16 protein-coding genes and 1 tRNA gene are annotated in these 20,892 nt (G+C 42.0%); 12 read left to right on the plus strand and 5 right to left on the minus strand.

Annotation, left to right across the window (positions count from 1 at the left end):
* Window positions 1–114 precede the first annotated feature (114 nt).
* Together D6V41_RS11120 and D6V41_RS11125 are read left to right on the plus strand one after the other, a co-directional pair.
* Window positions 115–3,696 (plus strand): hypothetical protein, encoded by a 3,582-nt coding sequence (locus tag D6V41_RS11120; protein WP_136251602.1) that lies wholly within the window; start codon window positions 115–117, stop codon window positions 3,694–3,696.
* A 114-nt stretch (window positions 3,697–3,810) separates the two neighbouring features.
* Window positions 3,811–4,629: a LytR/AlgR family response regulator transcription factor gene (locus tag D6V41_RS11125; protein ID WP_136251603.1), complete on the plus strand. Its 819-nt coding sequence runs from the start codon at window positions 3,811–3,813 to the stop codon at window positions 4,627–4,629.
* A 65-nt stretch (window positions 4,630–4,694) separates the two neighbouring features.
* Here D6V41_RS11125 and D6V41_RS11130 read toward each other — a convergent pair whose 3' ends face one another.
* Window positions 4,695–5,843: a sensor histidine kinase gene (locus tag D6V41_RS11130; RefSeq protein WP_136251604.1), complete on the minus strand. Its 1,149-nt coding sequence runs from the start codon at window positions 5,841–5,843 to the stop codon at window positions 4,695–4,697.
* Between the two features lie 233 nt (window positions 5,844–6,076).
* On the opposite strand from D6V41_RS11130, the gene D6V41_RS11135 reads away from it, so the two are divergent.
* From D6V41_RS11135 to D6V41_RS11150, 3 genes are all read left to right on the plus strand, one after another.
* Window positions 6,077–6,152: transfer RNA gene (locus D6V41_RS11135), tRNA-Arg, on the plus strand.
* 414 nt (window positions 6,153–6,566) lie between these two features.
* The gene (locus D6V41_RS11145; RefSeq protein ID WP_136251606.1) at window positions 6,567–7,367 is read left to right on the plus strand and encodes a DUF1206 domain-containing protein; all 801 of its coding nucleotides are present in this window, start codon (window positions 6,567–6,569) and stop codon (window positions 7,365–7,367) included.
* A gap of 109 nt (window positions 7,368–7,476) precedes the next feature.
* On the plus strand, window positions 7,477–7,935 hold the full coding sequence (locus D6V41_RS11150) for an MgtC/SapB family protein (RefSeq protein ID WP_136251881.1): 459 nt from the start codon (window positions 7,477–7,479) through the stop codon (window positions 7,933–7,935).
* A 30-nt stretch (window positions 7,936–7,965) separates the two neighbouring features.
* Here D6V41_RS11150 and D6V41_RS11155 read toward each other — a convergent pair whose 3' ends face one another.
* Both D6V41_RS11155 and D6V41_RS11160 read right to left on the minus strand, forming a co-directional pair.
* Entirely contained in the window at window positions 7,966–9,519 is a 1,554-nt protein-coding gene (locus D6V41_RS11155; protein WP_136251607.1) for a sensor histidine kinase, read from the minus strand.
* Window positions 9,520–9,582: 63 nt separating this feature from the next.
* Window positions 9,583–9,762, minus strand: a complete 180-nt coding sequence (locus D6V41_RS11160) for a hypothetical protein (RefSeq protein WP_136251608.1) — start codon at window positions 9,760–9,762, stop codon at window positions 9,583–9,585.
* A gap of 461 nt (window positions 9,763–10,223) precedes the next feature.
* Here D6V41_RS11160 and D6V41_RS11165 point away from each other — a divergent pair, with 461 nt between their 5' ends.
* A complete protein-coding gene (locus tag D6V41_RS11165; protein ID WP_136251609.1) occupies window positions 10,224–10,904 on the plus strand; it encodes an SDR family oxidoreductase in 681 nt (226 codons plus the stop codon).
* A 96-nt stretch (window positions 10,905–11,000) separates the two neighbouring features.
* On the opposite strand, the gene D6V41_RS11170 is transcribed toward D6V41_RS11165, so the two are convergent.
* On the minus strand, window positions 11,001–12,500 hold the full coding sequence (locus tag D6V41_RS11170) for a catalase (RefSeq protein ID WP_136251610.1): 1,500 nt from the start codon (window positions 12,498–12,500) through the stop codon (window positions 11,001–11,003).
* A gap of 382 nt (window positions 12,501–12,882) precedes the next feature.
* On the opposite strand from D6V41_RS11170, the gene D6V41_RS11175 reads away from it, so the two are divergent.
* Window positions 12,883–13,083 (plus strand): CsbD family protein, encoded by a 201-nt coding sequence (locus D6V41_RS11175; RefSeq protein WP_136251611.1) that lies wholly within the window; start codon window positions 12,883–12,885, stop codon window positions 13,081–13,083.
* Window positions 13,084–13,193: 110 nt separating this feature from the next.
* On the opposite strand, the gene D6V41_RS11180 is transcribed toward D6V41_RS11175, so the two are convergent.
* Complete coding sequence (locus tag D6V41_RS11180; RefSeq protein ID WP_136251612.1) at window positions 13,194–14,087, minus strand: LysR family transcriptional regulator; 894 nt, start codon at window positions 14,085–14,087, stop codon at window positions 13,194–13,196.
* 132 nt (window positions 14,088–14,219) lie between these two features.
* Here D6V41_RS11180 and D6V41_RS11185 point away from each other — a divergent pair, with 132 nt between their 5' ends.
* From D6V41_RS11185 to D6V41_RS11205, 5 genes are read left to right on the plus strand one after another with little or no spacing between them, the layout of a single operon-like run.
* On the plus strand, window positions 14,220–14,630 hold the full coding sequence (locus D6V41_RS11185) for a DoxX family protein (RefSeq protein ID WP_206663260.1): 411 nt from the start codon (window positions 14,220–14,222) through the stop codon (window positions 14,628–14,630).
* A gap of 5 nt (window positions 14,631–14,635) precedes the next feature.
* A complete protein-coding gene (locus tag D6V41_RS11190) occupies window positions 14,636–15,739 on the plus strand; it encodes an efflux RND transporter periplasmic adaptor subunit (RefSeq protein ID WP_136251614.1) in 1,104 nt (367 codons plus the stop codon).
* 37 nt (window positions 15,740–15,776) lie between these two features.
* Complete coding sequence (locus tag D6V41_RS11195) at window positions 15,777–18,881, plus strand: efflux RND transporter permease subunit (protein ID WP_241664522.1); 3,105 nt, start codon at window positions 15,777–15,779, stop codon at window positions 18,879–18,881.
* Window positions 18,882–20,351 (plus strand): efflux transporter outer membrane subunit, encoded by a 1,470-nt coding sequence (locus tag D6V41_RS11200; protein WP_136251616.1) that lies wholly within the window; start codon window positions 18,882–18,884, stop codon window positions 20,349–20,351.
* 3 nt (window positions 20,352–20,354) lie between these two features.
* Window positions 20,355–20,816 (plus strand): hypothetical protein, encoded by a 462-nt coding sequence (locus D6V41_RS11205; protein ID WP_136251617.1) that lies wholly within the window; start codon window positions 20,355–20,357, stop codon window positions 20,814–20,816.
* The last annotated feature ends 76 nt before the right edge of the window (window positions 20,817–20,892 follow it).

Raw genomic sequence — 20,892 nt, forward strand, 5'->3', positions numbered from 1 at the left:
ACCACTTGTCGCAGTATTGACCCTGTTTGTCTCGTTTGTCTTGTTTTCGCAACGCAGACACCTATTTTCTGTCTTCGGAATTCAAATCGATCGCTTAAATTTAAGGGTAATAGTATGGAAAGGACAGCAAACAAAGTAAGCAATCAGCATACAGCGCACAACAACGCTCGTCCTTCCGGTGAATTTGTAAAGCGAGGTGGAGAGGATTATTACCTCATTCGCAACGTGGATAAAATGCCCGCGTTTTTCATCAGCGTTGTGTCAGACCAAGACCACTGGTTATTTGCCGGTTCTCAAGGCGGTTTAACCGCTGGTCGTGTGTCGCCTGAAACCGCTTTGTTTCCTTATGACTGTGTAGACAAATTGTACGATACTGCGCTTAGCACAGGACCAAGAACCTGCGTCAAGGTGATAGATGGTGAGCATGCCATCATTTGGGAGCCTTTAAATTATCAGCAAGATGGGATCTTTCAAACTACTCGAAATATTTACAAACACAGCTTGGGAAACATCCTGGTTTTTGAGGAAATCAATCATGATTTAGCCTTGCGATTTGAATATTCATGGTCGTTTTCGGACGAGTTTGGTATTTGTCGCCATGCTAAACTGGAAAATATCGGTGAAATGGATAGAGAGATTGATGTACTTGATGGACTTCAAAATATTTTACCTGCTGGCACGCCGAGATTTACCCAAACCATGTCCAGTAACCTTGTGGATGCGTATAAATGGAATGAACTCGACGCTGAAACAGGTTTGGCTACTTTTAGTCTCTACTCTGCCATAAGCGATCGCGCGGAGCCTGCTGAATCATTGCGTGCAAGCTCGGTATTTTCTCTCGATCTCAGTAACAATGATGAGACAAGCGAGTCTGACACTGCAAATCTTCGCAATAAGCCTAACCAAAAACTTCACATAAACTTATGCCCGAACGCATTTAGTGCATTCAAACGCAATCAAGCAAGTGATACCCAAACGCAAACACGAGGGGTACGCGCATGTTACTTTGTTAACAAGCAGCAAGTACTAAAGTCCAAAGCAGATACCAGTTGGTTAATCGTTGCTGATTTGGAGCAATCACAAAATGATATTGCTGCACTCTCTCTAGGCTTAAGTGCTTTAGGCTCAAGTGAACAAAACATTAATCCATATGCTATTGAGCGCTCTATCAAAAAAGGCGCTGACAAGTTGGCGCGCATTATTGCAGCGGCTGACGGATTTCAATGCACTGAAGAAAAAACAGTATCAGTGCATCATTATGCCAATACCCTTTTTAATGTAATGCGCGGCGGAATTTTTGCAGATCAGTACAATATTCAGCGAGATGATCTTATTGTTACACTCAAACATTTCAATAAATCATTATTTGCAAGAATAAGCGATAAACTTAAAGCACTATCATCCACAATCAGTTTGGCGCAGTTAAACGATTTTTGTGACGAGATAGGCGACTCGCAGCTAAAACGTCTGGCGACCGAATATTTACCCATCACCTTTGGCCGGCGTCACGGCGATCCTTCAAGACCCTGGAATCAATTTGCAATTGTGTTAAAAGACGACGAAGGCAAACCACTGTTGTCTTATCAAGGAAACTGGCGAGATATCTTTCAAAACTGGGAGGCGCTTGCGCTGAGTTTTCCTGCTTTTGCGCCTTCTATGGTCGCAAAATTTGTGAATGCATCCACCATGGATGGCTACAACCCTTACCGCATCACTAAACAAGGCATAGACTGGGAAGTTGAAGAACCAGAAGATCCATGGAGCTATATTGGATATTGGGGCGATCATCAAATCATTTACTTACTGAAACTGCTTGAGGTATCGAACAAGTTCTTTCCCGAATCGCTTAAATCAATGTTGTATGAACCGATTTTTAGTTACGCCAACGTACCGTATCGAATCAAGACTTACGAAGAAATTTGTCAGGATCCGAAAGCCACCGTCATTTATGATACGGCCGCAGCGCACAATATCGAAAGACATGTGCTGAAATTGGGCGCAGACGGCAAAATGATATTAAGCAGCGACGGGAATGTTTATCAGGTAAACTTGCTTGAAAAACTGCTCGTCCCTCTTTTAACCAAACTCAGTAATCTGGTTTTGGAAGGGGGTATTTGGCTAAATACTCAGCGGCCCGAATGGAATGACGCCAATAACGCATTAGTGGGGCAAGGTCTTTCCATGGTTACCCTCAATTACATGCATCGATACCTGCGCTTTTTTATGGCAATTATCAATGAATTGAAACACAGTGACCTGGAACAAAGCGTTGAACTTACCGATGAGCTGGCAATATGGCTGGTTAAAAGTGCGCAGCAAATTGAAAAAAGCACTGAGTGGTTGAACAAGGGCAACATTACTAACCAGCAACGCAAGTCTCTTCTAGATGGTCTTGGCCAAGCCGCTTGTGATTACAGGCGCGCTATTTACCAAAATCAGGGAGATTTCACTAAAAAACGTGTTTACATTGATGATATTTATCGCTTACTGAATGGTTCATTAAAGCTCATAAGGCATAGCATAGACGCCAACCTGAATGAAAAGGGTATGTACCACGCATACAATATTTTAAGTCTTTCAAAAGACAAGGCTAAATTTAGTCATCTATATAGCATGCTTGAAGGTCAAGTTGCTGCGCTTAGTTCAGGCGCCTTAGATGCGAAGCAGAGCCTAAATGTGTTAAATGCACTTTTTGACAGCGATATTTATCGTGAAGATATCGACACTTTTATGCTTTATCCTGATCGCCAGCAAACCCCCTTTATGCAAAAAAATATCTGCAAAGCTGATGCGGTTCAAGCTAACCCTTTATTAAAGTGCATGCTTGAAAATGGCGACAGACGCATTATCACTCAGGACATAAAGGGCATTTATCGCTTTAACGATAAATTGATCAATGCAGGTGTCATTATTCAACTATGGCCAGAAATAAGCGAAGGCTATCCGGATAAAATTGATGAGCACACCCTAACTCATATCCTGGCCTTATATGAGGATACCTTCAATCATAGCAATTTCACTGGCCGAAGTGGAGGCATGTTTGGATTTGAAGGCTTAGGCTGTGTTTACTGGCACATGGTTTCAAAACTCTTGCTTGCTGTTCAGGAGGTTGCCGTTTCTGCGCACGTTCACAAGGTTGAGGAAGCTCAGGCCTTAAAATCCTTTTATTACAAAATAAGAAGAGGCATTGGTTTTAACAAATCACCTGTATATTACGGTGCATTCCCTACCGATCCCTATTCCCATACGCCAAAACATGCTGGCGCACAACAGCCCGGCATGACAGGACAGGTAAAAGAAGAAGTCATCACCCGCTTTGGTGAATTAGGTTGCTTTGTTGAGAATGGCTCAGTAATTTTCGATCCGTTTTTGCTTCGGGAACAAGAATTTACATCAAACAAAATGCGCTTTAAGTATTTGGACGTAAATAACGATTGGAGAGATTTAGATCTGGACGAAAATAGCTTGGCATTTACGTGGTGCCAGGTGCCGATTGTGTATGAGTTAAGCAATGAGGTCTCAGCTATGTCGGTAAAAGTGACGCTTTTAAATGGCGACACCGTCAATTGTGAACATGCCAGACTAAGTCAATCCTTGAGTCAGGACCTGTTCTCTCGTAACGGAAAGATAGCAACAATAAAGCTTACTTTACCGCACGACGTTTTATTTAAGGATAATTCGACTAAACATTCATAGACGATGATTTTTACTTTTTTAATGACTTGCATTTACTTAAACTGATCCTTTTAGTGACAGCGCTTGTTCTTATTGTTAAATTTATGTAAACAAAAGGCATAACAAGAAGTATATATGCAAAGATTAAAAACAGTCGTGGTGGACGATGAGCCTTTGGCATGTCGATACATGGAAGCACTGTTAAAAAAATTCCCCGAAATTGAACATGTAGCCTCTTGCCATAACGGACAGGAGGCCTTAAAAGCAGTAAGCGAATATTCTCCTGATCTATTATTTTTGGATATCCAGATGCCAGGCCTGAGTGGATTAGATGTGGTGAAGCGTCTGCAGGCCGATACCATCCCGATGGTGGTGTTTGCAACGGCTTACGAAGAATATGCACTCGAAGCTTTCGATGCCAATGCCGTAGATTATGTGGTAAAGCCTATCGACGTTAAGCGCTTGCAGATGGCGGTTGAGCGGGCCATTTTACGAGCAACCGCACTCAAACAAGTGAATGAGCAAAAAACGAGTTTGTTAAACGCAATTGCTTCTATAGAAACTGAGAAAAACAAAGATAAAGCCCTGTCGGAAGAAGAGGCTCCTTCCAACGCTTATGATGAAGAGCCGCGAAAAATCGTCATTAGAGACAGAGAGGAAATCAATATCATTAATCAAGGTGATATTGAATGGGTGGATGCCGCCGGTGATTATGTATGCGTTCACGCTTTAGGTGAAACGTATATCAAACGCTCTACCTTAAGCGAGATGGAAAAATTGCTCAGCATGCCATGTTTCAAGCGAGTGCATCGTTCAACGATTGTGAATTTGTCGTTTGTTGAAAAAGTCATTCCGCTGGCCAAGGGCGAATACTTTTTAAGCTTGGGCGAACATCAGAAGTTAAAAGTCAGCCGACGATATAAAGATGTGATTAAATCCTTTTTGACGCAGTAACAAGGCTTGGCCGCTGAACGTTTTGACATTAGCTAAACTTGGAATATCGCTTAAACTTTCGTGTTTTATGCAAACTCTGCCGGTATGCGAATCTCTGTAGTTAGCCCCCCGGCGCTTTCAAACTGCGAGTTAATTTGATAATCATTATGATAAAGCGCTTTTAGGCGCTGATTAATGTTTTTAAGACCTACGCCTTGTTTCGTCTCAGTAACGTTCACAGGCAAAGTGTTCTCGCGGCTTTGCAAATGATGCTTTCCGCTTCCCGAATCTTTAATTGTTAATCTTAGTTGTTCGTTGGCGATGCTGGCGTAAATTTCAATTGAGCCGCCCGCTTCGCTTTTGGCAATGGCATGTTTCATAGAGTTTTCAATAATGGGTTGTAACAATAAACTTGGAACCAATGCGCTTTGGGCCTCCTTACTAATTTCCATGTCGACCTTTAACCTGTCGCCAAAACGCGTTTTTTCGATTTCCAGGTACAAGCTAAGCGCGTCTATTTCTTCTTTTAATAGAATTTTTGTGTCTGGATCGTTGTCCAGGGAATAACGCAAAAATTCACTCAACTGTACGGTCATTTCCTGTGCTTTTTGTGATTCTTGTAGTTCAATTAAAGAGTTAATAGCATTTAATGTATTGCACAAAAAATGCGGATTAAGCTGATAGCGCAACATTTTCAGTTTAGCGTCTCGCGCTTCACTTTGCGCTTCAAGACGCTTAAAGTGCTCTTGTCTTGAAGTGGCTTCAGCCTGCAGCATGATCTTGTGTTCCTGCTGCATCAATTCATAGTACCTCACACCATGAAACAGGCCTGTCCAGCATAAAAATATAAAAATTCCGCTGAAATACCACCCCCCAAATTCCTCCCAGACGTCTTCAAAGCCAGTAAGCGTCACATATATTTTCATGTGAATCATGGTCCATATAAAAGCAATCGCTAGAACCATGGTAAGGCCAATCAGGGCGCGTTTACCCAGTCTGAAATTGTCCAGTCGCACAAAAACAAAATGAAGAAATAAGGAACAAAGTAAGCCAATTATGGCCTGCATCAAGACATGACCGATGGTCACAACGGAAGCCTCTGCGTACCAGAGGATCAGCGTGAAAAAACCGACGACGCACATAAAAAACCAAAAGCCTAATTGCCAGAACCAAAATCGATATTTTGGATTTCTTTCAATGCTTTTCTGAAAATTAATGATCATGCTTTCAGACATAAGTAAGGCTTTTTCACTCAATGTACGTTACCCACAAGAGTAATACAGATAGATATAAAAGTAATCAGTCTGATTTCAGCTTACAAGGTAGATACGTTTACTTGAGCGTTTAACGCGTTTATTGGGTAATTAAACGTAAAAACGCCACTCGCCTGCAAAGCTTAAATAGTAAGCAACGGAGGGGCAAAGTTGAGTTTCCGTCTAAATTATCAGAAAATATTAAAGCTACTCACCACCCCTTAGTTTAACTGGATAAAACGAGGACCTCCTAAGTCTTTGATAGTGGTTCAAGTCCACTAGGGGTGGCCAATCGCTTATCATTTGCGTAAGTGGTTGAAAGCATTATTGGCAATCTTATGGATTACTATAATTCGAAAGAGCGCAATAAATAAACAGGCTTGTGTTATACATCGTCTCATCAAATTATGCTGAAAGACTTATAGGTCTATCTGTAGGTATTTCCGCTTTTCCTTAAGAAAAATTTTGTACCAATTGTTTCATGGCAATTAGTAAGACCCTCATAATCAACTGATGTGAATTGAAAATCCTCTAACAGACGAGCGGTCCCTCTTGTGTCATTAGTGAGCAATATTGTTAGACAAATTTTTTATTTTTTAATGCTCGTTGCCATCAAAGCATGCTTAGACTTCTTAACTTTCTAGATTGGCTCGATGATTGCTCATTCATGCAATATGCAATTATAAAATCGAGGAATACAGCAAAATGGATGTGACCAAAAGTGATATATTTGAAACGTTTGCAACGGCAGGTTACTCCTCTAAATGCATAGTCTATGCTATTTTGGGAATTTTAATGATTGCAGCTTCCCTTACGGCTCTTTCAACAGAGGAGCTATCAAAAACATCCGTATTTGAAGAAATTCTTTCCTCGCCTTTTGGCACGTTTCTGCTAATTGCCATCATTGCAGGCCTTATCGCTTATGTACTTTGGCGAATCGTACAGGGAGTGAGCAATCCTTTAAATTTAGATATGTCTGAGCCTAAGAATGTATTCATGAGGATTTTTTATTTTTTATCTGCTGCAATTTATATATCGATTACAATTGCTGCGATAAATGTGCTTATTGGATCCCAAAAAAACAGTGGAGATAGTAAAGAACAGTTGAGTTCGACTATTATGGAGCAAACCTGGGGAGTTTGGCTCGTTGGCGCTTTGGGTTTGGGAGTAGCCTTTTTTGCGCTCATTCAATTAAAACATGCTTTTACCACCGACTTTAAAGATAAATTTGACGAAGATATAGGCCAAGCAAAACTGACCTACGCTGTGAACTTTGGTCGTGCTGGCTTCGCTGCCAGAGGCATTTTATACGGCTTAATCGGCAGTTTTTTTGTGCATGCTGCTTTAACTTATGATCCAGATGAAGCAGGCGGTTTGGGTCAAGCAATTTCTCTTTTACTTGAACAACCTTTTGGTCCATGGTTAGCCGCAATTGTTGGTCTGGGTATGATTTGTTTTGGGGTTTTTTGCGGGTTTGAAAGTGGGTATAGAAAGGTTAGAAAGTAAAGTTTTGTTGCAATTGAACGCTGTTTGAACCTGAATAAGTTCGATTTGAAATAACTTTGATGCGCTTTACGTTTTGCAACTGGATTAAAAACAAGAATGGTTAAGTATGATGCCTGAACTTGATATAAATTTACATTTGATTTGGTTTCATCTTTATCAATTGGGAATAGCTTTTTTACTCGCTTTGCCTATAGCGGTAGACAGAGAAAATAAATCTCAAGGTGCAGGACTTAGAACTTTTCCTTTAGTAACAATTGCATCATGCGCGTTCATGCTTGTTGGAATTGATGTATTTGATGACACAGAAGCACAAGCGCGAGTTATGTATGGAATAATAACAGGTATTGGATTTATTGGTGGAGGCTCGATTATTAAGGATTCAAAACATGTAAGTGGCACAGCAACTGCTGCTGGAATATGGGTGACTGGCGCTATTGGGGTAGCAGTAGCATTTCAGCGCTATGAAATTGCAATCGTGTTATCTCTGGTGGGATTTGTAGTTCTATACGGTTTGCAGAGCTACAAAAAAAGCAGTAAATCTCCGATAGAGACTGATGACAACACTTGACTTTAAATGTTGTTTACACAAATAAATATATTATCTAGGCAACTGAATACTAAAGGTCGCTCCTTCCCCTTCTTTGCTTTCTGCAAAAATATACCCTTGGTGATTCGTTACTATTTTTTGGCAGATAGCCAAACCAATGCCTGTTCCCGAGTATTCAGAGCGCCCGTGTAGACGCTGAAAAATCTCAAATATTTTTGTTTTGTACTCATTGTTAAAGCCAATACCGTTGTCACTAATGTCAATCTGCCAATAGCTCGTAGGCACCTCTGCGATGGGGAGAATGATGTTTTTTACCTTTATTGAAACCAGCGGCTCTTTAGTGTCTTCAACATACTTTATCGCATTGGAAATGATATTCTGAAAAAGCTGTGTCATTTGCGATTTATTTGCGTGGATAGTTGGCAAGGTATCTGATGAAATAATCGCATGGCGCTCAGCAATTTGTTCAGAAAGCGCGTCTTTTACCAAAGAAAGAACGGAATTTAAATCAACTAAATCCATCTCGGTGTCCCCGCGGGAAGCGCGTGAGAGTTTCAACAAATCGTCAATTAAGGCCTGCATTCTATCTGAAGCTGAGCGCATACGCGCAATGTAGTCTTTACATTTATCATCCAAAACGTCTGCGTAGCCAGACTCAAGTCGAGCGCCAAAGGCACGTACCTTGCGCAAGGGTTCTTTAAGGTCGTGCGATGCAATGTAAACAAACTGCTCGAGCTCCTGATTGGCTAGCTCTAATTCTTCCTGCTTCCGTAATAGCAATTCTTCATTTTGTTTAAACTCTGATACATCAGCAAAGGTAACAATAAAACCATCCAGATTTTTTACTGCATTGATAGAAAACCATTTATCAATGCCATCATGCCGATAGTAAGTAATAGTGTGAAAGTTTTTACCGCTTTCCACTGTATTTTTATAAGCATCAAATAAACCAGAGGACTTGTTCCCGGGTAGCAGTTCGAGCATGTTTTGTTCTAACAAAGTGTTTACTGGAATGCCGATAATTTCTGCTGCAATTTGATTTACCATCTTGTATTTAAAATCGACGATTTCGCCGACTTCGTTTCTTACCGAGTCAAATGCAATAATTCCGTCAAGAGAACTTTCAAAAATGTTATTTAATAGCTGAGTAAGTTTTTTATTTGTATTGGCCTCTCGCTCTAACTCCCCCGCTTTTACCAAAGACTCTTTGTGCTTAGTTCGATTAATGCTGTACAAGCGCAAAGTAAGAAGCGCAAATACTGACAAAACCAGGATAGAAACAGAAAGCACTTCAATAATAAATTCTTGATTAATCCATTTAGTATTATTTGGTATGGCCTGTTCCTCATCATTTGGCTGAGCAGTCGTCTGAGCATTTAGCTGCGGTCTCAATTGATGAACAGGAGGGAGAATAAGCACTGACGAAGGCGGCACTTGGCCTTGTAATTTTACCTGTTGAAGCACCGCTGGAGCGAGCCCGCTCGGATGAATATTAGCTTGTTCTGGTATACACGCAAAAGCGTTCATCCAAACAATGACTAGAACAAAATTGCTGAACATAATAGTGAAACATGGCCAAAACGGGAATGTCTGTATATTAGACACTGACTCGCACTTGCACAAACTATTTCAGCATGCCCTACCGCATAATTCAAACCCAGTTTTGGGCTAGGATTTTAACTTACCTTCCTGCTCTCGCTTTTTATGCGTATTCGAAAACCGTCGATCGTCACTATGATGCCGAAGCCTTGAACTCGTACGATTGAGTTTTCTAAAACACGAATCTCCATATCGTTCGATATGTTTCATATCTTCCTGCATTTCATCCTGTTCGTAAAAGTGATTCATAATAATTCCTTGGTTTTACCATTTAATTACTGAGTTGCGGGCAATTCGACTTTGCATAATATTTGCCAATTATTGCGAGTTCCTAGAAGTCTATAAGCAACTGTAATTAATACGGATATTCGCCAAAACACTATTGGCACGAGCAGAAAAACTATCCTTGCTTAGCTACCTTTTTACACGGCGATATGAAATTTCTCACTTGAGCAGCAATGCATTTTTCACACCCTTGCCTGTAAGAGTTACTACCTTCAAATTGCGAGAAACAGAAGTATTCCGCTAAATCAGTACCTTACATTTTGGCATGCATTACGCTCCTACCTTATTCGCAGGTGCATTTAATACATCGTGCAAGCGCAGTTAAATGCAAGTCAAATGCAATTGAAAAACCATCGAAAAAAGATAGAAAGATAGCTGCATTTATTTCCCTTTTAACCATTCAAATTTGAACAAGGATACTAATTATGAGCCAATCCAAAACCATACTGATAACTGGCGCATCTAGTGGAATAGGAAAAGCCACTGCAAAAAAACTCGTAGAAAATGGATTCCAAGTGGCACTGACAGCTAGAAGCGAAGACAAGCTAAAAGAATTGGTAGATGAATTAGGTGATCAATCGGCTATTGCCATTCCAGCAGACGCAACGCAATTAAGTGAATTAGATAAGGCATTTAAAAAGACGATTGAGCGGTTTGGAAAATTAGATGCGGTTTTTGCCAACGCTGGCATGGGCGTTAACACGCCAGGTGTTGAAAACGGCAAGCCCGAAGAATGGGACACGATGATAAAGGTCAATATAAATGCGCTTACCTATACCGCCAAGCTCGCATTACCCGAATTGAAAAAGACCAAAGGCCACTTCATCATAACAAGCTCGATCGCAGGAAAACGCATCTTGAAAGGCTCTATTTATGGAGCAACGAAATGGTTTGCTTACGGTTTTGGCCAAAACCTGGCAGAGGAAATGTCTGAATGGGAGGGGCGATGCACCACTATTTGCCCTGGTATGGTAAATACGCCTTTCTTTGATGAGGCAAAACCAGACAAACTTGAGCCAAGTGATGTGGCTGATGCTGTCTTATACGCACTTAATGCTGAAAAGCGATGCGATGTAAGAGAAGTGTGTTTGATGCCTACGTTTTAATAGAAGCATTTTTATTATTCTAGTTGCTTGAGAGGGCACACGATCTTTTTCGCATGTGCCCTCTTTTGCATGCAATGCTCTATCAACTACCTCTCATCAATCCTCAAGGGGAGTATCATCGGTAATGGGAACCGTATTAACATCGGTATCCAACTTATTTACAGCATTTCTTACCCCAGCCTCATAATCGGGATGAACGCGTTTTAATACCTTATACCAGCGCTCTTTTACCTCATCTGAACAAGGACCCATTGCAGCAGCATAATTCGCATACAACCTAGACTTTTGTTCGTCAGAAAACATTTCAAATAACGCTCTTGGTTGAACAAAATCTGCATCTGTCGTTTTCTGATTATATCTGTCTGCATCGCCATCAATTTTAAGCGGCGGCTCTTTCACACTTTCATCTGCAACGGGTCCATTGTATTGATTGGGTTCGTAGTATGCATCGCGATTATCAAAATCATTGGTAAAAAAACGCATGGCGCCGTCTTTGTGGTAATGATTAACCTTGGCATTTTTAGGATGATTTGCCGGTAATGCTTCATAATGTGTACCTAAACGATATCGATGCGCATCTGCATAAGCGAATATTCTGCCCTGAAGCATTTTATCGGGACTAAAACTAATACCCGGCACAACATTTGACGGGCTAAATGCTGCGTTTTCAATCATCTGAAAGTAGTTTTCCGGATTTTTATTCATTTCCAATTCGCCCACTTCAATAAGTGGATAATCTTTATGCGGCCACACTTTTGTTACATCAAATGGGTTATAGTCTTGCTGTCCTGCTTCTGTTTCTGGCATCACCTGAATGTAAAGCGTCCACTTCGGATACTTACCTTCTTCTATCGCATTATAGAGCGCTTCCTGATAAGCTTCGCGCGTTTTTCCAATGAGTTTCTCTGATTCTTCGTTGGTATAATGCTTATGTCCTTGCTGCGTTTTAAAATGAAATTTTACCCAAAAACGCTCTCCTTGCTTGTTATACATGCTAAATGTATGACTGCCATATCCATTCATATGCATAGGTGTTGTCGGTATGCCTCTGTCAGACATTAAAATAGTGACCTGATGGACCGATTCAGGTTGCGCAGCCCAAAAATCGAACATGGCTTCAGGCGAGCGCAGATTGGTTTTTGGATGCCGTTTTTGCGTCCTGATAAAATCGGGGAACTTATACGCGTCTCTTACAAAGAAAACCGGAGTATTGTTTCCTACCATATCCCAATTGCCCTCAGCAGTGTAAAATTTAAGGCTGAAACCACGAACGTCTCGCTCAGTGTCTGCCGCTCCCGATTCGCCTGCAACAGTAGACCAACGACTCAATACTTCTGTTTTTTTACCTACTTCGGAAAACAGATCCGCGCATGTGTACTTTGTAATATCGTGAGTTACGGTAAATGTTCCCTGCGCGCCCCAGCCTTTTGCATGAACGACTCGTTCAGGAATACGTTCGCGGTTCTGATGGGAAAGTTTTTCAATTAATTGGTAATCCTGTAACAGCGAAGGACCTAGTTTACCGGCGGTAAGTGTTGTCTCATTGGTAGGTACAGGTGCGCCTGCGGTGGTTGTTTGTCTGGGCTTGCGGGACATATATGTCTCTCCTTTTGATGAGGTTTGATGAAATTGCTTATCGTCTCCATCAAGCCGTATCAATATGCAAGCCAGTTTTTAGCCGCTATGCGAGTAAAAATAAAACGGTTTAGCCATCCTTTTTAGCTTCCTGCGAAAAAAACTGTATCGAAAGCATCCTCATTTCAAGAAAGATTTACTGAGTCGTTTGGAAAAACTTTCTTAAATAAATCTGCAGCGTGCAACGTGCATTATTCAATACTTTTTAAACCCATGAAATTGTGTGCTTTTTCGATTCAATATATCTTCAATATGAAATGGTACATGCCTTGCTCTATCAACAATAGATTAAGTGCTAAAACGCTTGGCACCCTAACCACAGGCATATAAACAGGAGAAATATATGAATAACGATCGTATCGAAGGCAACTGGAAACAGCTTAAAGGTAAAGCCCAGCAAAAATGGGGTGAATTAACTGATGACGATATAGATAAAATGGAAGGGAATCGCACCGAGTTAGTCGGTAAAATTCAGGAACGTTACGGTAAATCAAAAGATGAAGCCGAGAAAGAAGTCGATGAGTTTATGAGCAGCAATTCATAAATTTTTACGAAACTGACCTCCATTAAATTTGACCAAAAGCTTGGGGACATAGATCTCCAAGCTTTTTATTTTACGACATTTAATATTCCGCGCTAAACCGAATACCCGCATCATTTTTCTTCCAAACGTTCCAGCAAAAAGTCTAAAAAAGCACGAACAGCCGGTACCGTTGTGCGATGAGGTGCCATTACTGCAAAAAAGTTAAGCTGCGTTCCGCGCCATTGCGGTAGTAATCTTTTCAGTGGCTGACTTTCAGGTGATGTCGCGACAAAACGGGGAAGTAGCGTCATTCCATAGCCAGCTTTTACCATTTCGTACGCTGCGCCGGGCTCACCTACCAACACATTTGGCGATGAATCTATAGTAATTTGCGCACTTGACTCATCGTGTTTCAACACCCAATCTCTTGGTATCATCACGCTGTCGGTCACCACACGCGGAAGTTGTCTAATTACTTTCACATCGTTGATATCTATGTTGTGATGCGCGATGTCAGAGCCCCATAGTTTCATCTCAAAAGTAAGCAGGCGTCTTGCTACCAGGTATGGCTGAGAGGGTCGGCCAATGCGAATAAAAATATCGCAGTCTTCTGCTATTGGATCCATTTCCATGTGATTAATAATCAACTCTGGCGTAACTTCAGGCCAGCGCTTTAAAAATGCTGACATAGCCGGGGCAATCAAATGCCTCGTTATCTGTGTGGAGGCTGCTACCCGCAAACGACCAGATGGATACTCAGTCACCTGTTGCATTGTTTGCTGTGCGTCTCTACCTACCCTCTCTGCCATTTGCGCAACGGGAAGTAATTGAAGGCCCGCATGAGTAAGCTTTATTCCTTTAGGGAACCTGTCAAACAGAGGTGTGCCTGAATGCGCTTCAAGTCTCTCAATCATGCGCGATAGATTAGCTTTAGCAATACCTGTCTCTCTATTTGCGGCGCTGATGCTTTCGAATTTCGCCACTAGTGAAAATAGCCTTAAATCATCTAAGTGTATTTCTCTCACCGTACTTCCTTTTCTTAAAAATGTTCATTCCAATAATGAAACGAGATGTTTCTATTATACGGCTATTTAGAAACGATAGCGCAATTTATAATCGATTTTAATTATCACCTATGAATGAATGAGGACAGGCGTGTGAATAAAGATATTTCTTCAAGCACCGAGCACTCGCAAGAAGGCGAGAGTAAAAAAAGCTTAAAACGTAATGACGATTTAAGAGTGCTCCCCCGACTTTTATGGTTTATTCGAATACTGCTAGCAATAGCCTTCGCTCTAGCAGGCTTTATGAAGTTAATTGCCACCCCAGACATGGTCTCTATGTTTGACACTATTGGATTTGGCCAGTGGTTTCGATATTTCACAGGCATAGTTGAAATTAGCGGTGCAATCCTACTTCTAACCAAGAAAACCAAGCTTATAGGTACCGGTATTTTACTGGTCACGATGGTGGTTGCTATGGGCATCCATCTATTTGTTATAGGCGGTAGCGCCATTCCCGCGTTTATCTTGTTTTCGCTCCTGTGTTCACAACTCATAAGAAGGTAAGTGTCATGACCATCCGTTTCTTGAATGCCTTGCTTTTGCTCTTTTCAACTTGTCTTATTCTGGGTTGTGCAAAACCTGAACGAGACATAAAAGCGGTACCAGTAGACTGGGTGAAAGTAAAAGCGGCGAATATACAGACCACCCTATCGTTTCCAAGTGTGATTTCTCCGACGCAAGAAGTGCCTATCAGTTTCGATATTGGCGGGCGTATTGTAGCTTTGAATGTGGATGTTGGGTCAACGTTTGAAAAAGGTGATGTTCTCGCTGTGTTAGATGATGAGTCTCAGCGCATGCGTGTCGAAGAAATCCAGGCTAACATTGATAGTGCAGTGGCCGTGTTTAAAGAAGCAAGCGACACGCTTGAGCGAAACGCAGAGTTAGTCAAAGCAGGTGCCGTTTCACAAGCCGAATATGATGCGGCTTTGCGTTTACAAAAAACCAGTGCCGCCGACATACAGCGTTTTAATGCGCAACTAACGACCGCAAGAAAGGCTTTGAAAGACACGCAACTTATTGCGCCATACGGTGGAAGCGTTGTAAGCAAAAATGCTGACCTTGCTCAAGTCCTTCAGGCAAGCTCTCCTGTGTTTGAAATACAGATAAAGAATAAAGCTCGTGAACTCGTTATTCATGTCGCTGAGCGATACATAAATCAGATTGTGTTAAACGATACTGTGCAAGTTACCCTCCCTGCCAAGGACGGCATCACCTTATATGGTGAGATAACAAGAATAGGTAGCCAAAACAGTGCTCTAACTGCCTATCCAGTCACTGTCTCGCTACAAGATGTGGACGAAAATATTAAGAATGGCATGTCAGCTGAGGTTAACCTCACACTTGCTCAGAGCAATTCGAGCAAACTACGAGCGATACCGCGAAGCGCACTGGTGGCGGGTCGGGCCAATACTCACTATGTATGGGTAATTGATCCCGAGACCAACACGACATCAAAGCGTCAGGTCACATTGGAAAACATTCAAAGCGCTCAAGCACTTATCTCCCACGGAATTGAGCAGGGAGAAATGGTTGTATCAAAAGGCGCTAATTTTATTGATGAAGGTATAGAAGTATTGCCTCTCAGTCCGTCAATGTTGGCATTTTCTGAATAAATAAAAAGAGACATCATTTATGCACTTTGGACAAAGAATGTTCGAATTTCGCTCGACTGTTTTTTTAACTGTCGTACTGCTTATGGCATTTGGACTCTATTCTTACTTCAACCTACCGGCCCGTGAAGACCCATCCATTACTATTCGAGTCGCGACGGTGACCGCGTCTAATCCAAATATGTCTGCTGAGCGCATGGAGTTGCTAGTTACGAAAACACTCGAAGAGGTTATTAGAGAACAAGGTGAGGTAGAAGAGGTAACATCAATTACCCAACCCGGACTATCGATCATTAAAGTTGAAATTCAATCTAAATATTTTCAATTAGAACAAATTTGGGATGATATTAGAGATAGGATGGCAACCATTCAAAAAGACTTGCCACCGGGTACCAGTACACCCGTACTAAATGATGATTTTGGCAATGTAGCGGCTGCAACCATTGCGCTTCAATCTGACGATTATTCAATGGCTGAGCAGTTTGATATGGCGCAATACTTGCGCGACAAGCTTTATCAAATACCAAACACAAAAACGATTGATATTCTTGGCGCACAACCCGAGCGTGTTTATATTCAATTAAGCAATACAAAATTCAGCACCTTGGGTATCTCGCCGAGAGATATTCAACAGAGTTTGTCGCAGCAAAATATTATCGAAGGCGGCGGGCAGCTTGATACTGGCGTAACAAGCTATATTTTGCAAGCCTCGGGGACATTTAAAAGTTTAGAGGACATACAAGATACACTTATCGCCGTGCCTAATCAAAATATCATTGTTGCATTGAAAGACGTAGCGCATGTTTATAAAGATTACATTGAACCTCCAAGTCGTCGAACCTATTTCAATGGTAAGCCGGCCATAATGCTTGCGCTGACAATGGTACCGGGTAATAGCGTATTAGATTATGGTAAAGAAGCGAATATGCAAATAGAAGAGCTTCGCTCACAATTACCTGCCGGATATACGCTAAGCATTGCTACCTTTCAGTCAGATCAAGTGGCCGACGCCGTATTTGGTGTGACAAGTAATGTCATTCAAACGCTCTTCATTGTGCTCGCAGTCGTCATTTTCTTTTTGGGCCTACGAACAGGTTTGATAGTTGGCGCCATTGTGCCAAGCGTAATGCTTATTACCATCGCTATCATGGGCTTTTTTGAAATCAATTTGCAGCGCATGAGCCTGGCAACTTTGGTAATTTCTCTTGGCTTGCTAGTCGATAATGGCATCGTGATTGCTGAAGATTTTAAAAGACGGTTGGATGAGGGGGAGGAGCGTAAAGATGCCTTAGGTATAACGGTAAAAGAGTTAGCGTTGCCCCTGCTATCGTCAACACTAACAACCATTTTAGTATTTCTCCCATTGATGCTCGCCGAGCACGAATCGGGCGAATATACGCGCACCATCTCTCAGGTTGTGCTTATCTCATTAGCGACTTCGTGGGTGTTGGCTATGACTTTGACACCAGTGCTATGCACTCTTTTTATCAAGGCCCCCGAGAAAAGCAGCAAACCAGGCCGTTTTCGTCAGTTTGGTATAGATAGTTTTGACTATTTAAATAAATTGTATGCAAACATACTTTACCGTTTACTGAAGTTTCGGCGTTCCTTTTTAGCCGTAATGCTCCTGTTATTCATCGCTGCTATAGGCGCTCTGCAGCTCGTTCCTCAAAACTTTTTCCCAAATTCAGACCGCTCTCAATTGCTTATCTATTTTGATTTGCCCGCAGGAGTTACTGAAACGCAAACGGATAAAGAGTTGCAAGCGATATTTGCATTTTTAGACGATGACGATAAGTGGCCAGAGATCGAAAGTACAGCAGGCTATACTGGTTTTGGCGGCCCGCGATTTGTACTGTCATTAGCACCTATTGATCCGGCTCCAAATCGCGGATTTGCTGTGTTAAACATTGATCGTTTTGAAAATGTAGATCCCGTAAAACTGCGTCTCAGAAAGTCTCTTGCTGAGCGGTTTCCGCAAGTAAAGGCACAAGTTACAAACATGTTTCTGGGTCCATCAGACCCTACCATATTTGAAGTAGAAGTATCTGGTCCCGATGCTTGGGTTGTTTTCGATACCGCAAATAAAGTAAAGGGTTTACTGTCGCAACAGGCGGGAGCAGTGGATATTCGAAGTGATTGGGAAAATCGTGCGCTTAAGTATGTGATTGACGTTGAGCAAGCCAAGGCAAAACGAGCGGGTATCAGTACTGCTGATATCAATCAAGCGCTTAAACGACATTTTAATGGGCAGATACTTACGCATTTTTATGATGGTGATGATGTGTATCCCATAATGCTCAGAGCCCCAGCTAAAGAGCGTGATAGCGTGAATAACTTGAAAAACATCAGTGTATTTTCGTCTCTTACCAACGATAGCGTTTTACTTTCGCAAGTCGCCAAAATTCGTCCGGAAAATGAATATGTCAGAATTGCTCGAGTTGATGCGATGAGAACCGCGACCGTGTCAGCGCGGAATGACTATATCACCGCGCAAGATTGGGCGCCTATAATGGAGAAAGAGCTAGATAAAATACGCCAAACACTGCCCGTAGGCCATAGCATCGATTTATCCGGTATCGTGGTGACTTCTGAGGAAGGTAGAGCGGCGCTTGCTGCTAATATGCCGCTTTGCTTGGCACTGGTATTGATTTTATTAGTCGCACAATTTAATGGCTTTAAGCGCCCATTCATCATTATTTTGACCTTGCCTCTTATGCTAATTGGCGCCGTTATTGGTTTACATGTGATGCGTGCAGATTTTGGATTCATGGTGATTTTAGGCTTGTACGCCTTACTGGGTATTATCATCAACAATGCCATTGTGCTTGTCGATAGAATCGATATTGAGCGTAAAACCGAAGACTCAGTAGAAGCTGTAATAAAAGCCTCTGTAATGCGGTTACGCCCGATAATTATGACCACTATAACCACAATATTAGGCTTGCTTCCGCTGATCATCTCGGTCGATCCACTTTTTTATGGCTTGGCAGTAGTACTCGCATTTGGATTGGCAATGGGTACCTTTTTAACGCTTGGCGTTGCGCCGGTTTTATATTGCTTGATGTTTGACATTAAAGCCAAACATGAAGCCTTGTCTGACACAACCATTGCAATTCCTACTGCATCACAAGAGGGACAATAAATGCGCATAGTTAAATTATCATTATTTGTTGGCGCACTAGCGAGCGCTTCGTGCAGCTCACTCGCGCCAGAATATAGCCAGCCCAAATCATTAAGTGAAGATCAACAGTGGAGCGATTTAACAAATATGTATGCATATACAACTACATCATCCACCCTGCGTTGGTGGACAAAATTTCAAGACGAACAGCTCAGTGAGCTATTGGCTCGCGCGTCAGGCGCTAATTTCGATGTTAAAGAGGCTTACTTACGGATAAACGAAGCAAAATCTCGTTTTCGAATAGAGACGGGAAGAAAGCTTCCTGAAGTTACTGCTGGCGGTGGTGCTTCGCGCATTCAATCGAGTGAAAATGGTCAAATCCCCTTGGGTCAATTACCCGGGGCGCAAACTTTAGGCAACTTCTATGATCTAGGATTATCGGCAAGTTGGGAGCCAGACCTTTTTGGTCGACTTGAAAGCGCAATTAATGCTGCTGATGCGCGCCTAGCAATGAGTCGTCACGATTACGAGAGTGTGATGATCGCTCTTCATGCTCAGGTAGCAACAACGTATTTCGAAACTAAACTTTTATTTAATCAACTGCAGTTGACTCATGAAAGGGTGAAGATACAACAGCGCCGACTGAAACTACAAAAACTGTCAATCAGCACAGGCGCGCTACCAAAATCAGCATTGTTAAAAGAACAGTCTGCTCTTGATGACTTGCAATCGCAGCTCAGCGTGTTAGAGGCTGCAATTAATCAAAGCCGCAATCGGCTCGCTGTATTGGTAGGCGAGACACCAAATGAGTTTTTAAAGCACTTTCAACTCACAAACAACATTGAGTTTGCCGACACGATGGTTCCCATCGGTCTGCCTTCTGACCTTCTAAAAAGACGTCCGGATATAAAACGTGCTGAACGGGAACTGACAGCTCAGACTGCGGAAGTAGGTATTGCTAGAGCCAATCTTTTTCCACGTTTTTCTCTTACAGGAGATGTTGGCTTTGAGGCGACGGATTTTTCCGACTTGTTCGATTCGGACTCTTTTACCTGGTCTTTGGGCGGCATGTTAAATTTTACCGTTCCGTTGCTTTCCGGACAGCGCTTGAACGAGCAGTTAACAATCGCTGAAAGTGAACAAAAGCGAGCCGAACTCAGGTATCAACACGTAATAGTTAAAAGCATACAAGAAGTTGAAACGACATTAATAGATTACGTTGAAAATAAACGCGCACTAAAGCACCAACAGCGAAAATTGAAACGACAAAAGCAAAGTCTTGAATATGCAAACCTCCGTTTTCAGTCTGGACATACAAGCTTTTACACGGTTATAGAGGAAAAAGAGGGCAACATTGCTAGTCAGCTTGCGGTGCTCGACAGACAAGCTGACGTGATTCGAAGTGTTATCGCTTTATATCTGGCGCTTGGCGGAGATTTGTCCTTAGCGCAAACTACAGAAAATCAACGCGATCCGCTGGAAGAGAGCTAAGGTATGAAACGACGCTTTCATAACTCAATACAACGCTTCTTACGTCGCTACTTACTATTGGTAATAATTATTACCTCGCACACAACAGTCTTTGGTGATGTGCAAGCCGAAACGTTTGCCTATCAGTATGATGAGCGTATTCCAAACCTGGACGCAACAAAGATATTTAACCCTTACGAAATTTATCCCAAAGTGAGTGACTTTGAAGTTTTAAGCATCATTCCGATGAGCAATGAAATTGGACAGCGTGCTGCAATTGTCGAACTGGCAAATAAAAGCGCTGGCACCCGTTTCTTGGTTGAATCGCACTTATTGGGAATATTTGCTGACGGCACGCGACAAACGCCTTTAAATTTCAAAAAGAGCCTGAAATTTGCCGGCAATGAAATATTGATTATCACCTTAGAGTTTGGACAGTATCCTTTCCCGCTAGTCGCTTTAGTCGGACACGAAAATATCAAGTAGTTTGATGCACTTTATCCTGTACCAACAAACACCAGCGGCCTATAACGTTCGCCCAAACAAATAAAGTCTAGCTCGC

It is taken from the genome of Ningiella ruwaisensis (genome assembly GCF_004798935.1).
In the GTDB taxonomy this organism is placed as follows: Bacteria; Pseudomonadota; Gammaproteobacteria; order Enterobacterales; family Alteromonadaceae; genus Glaciecola; species Glaciecola ruwaisensis.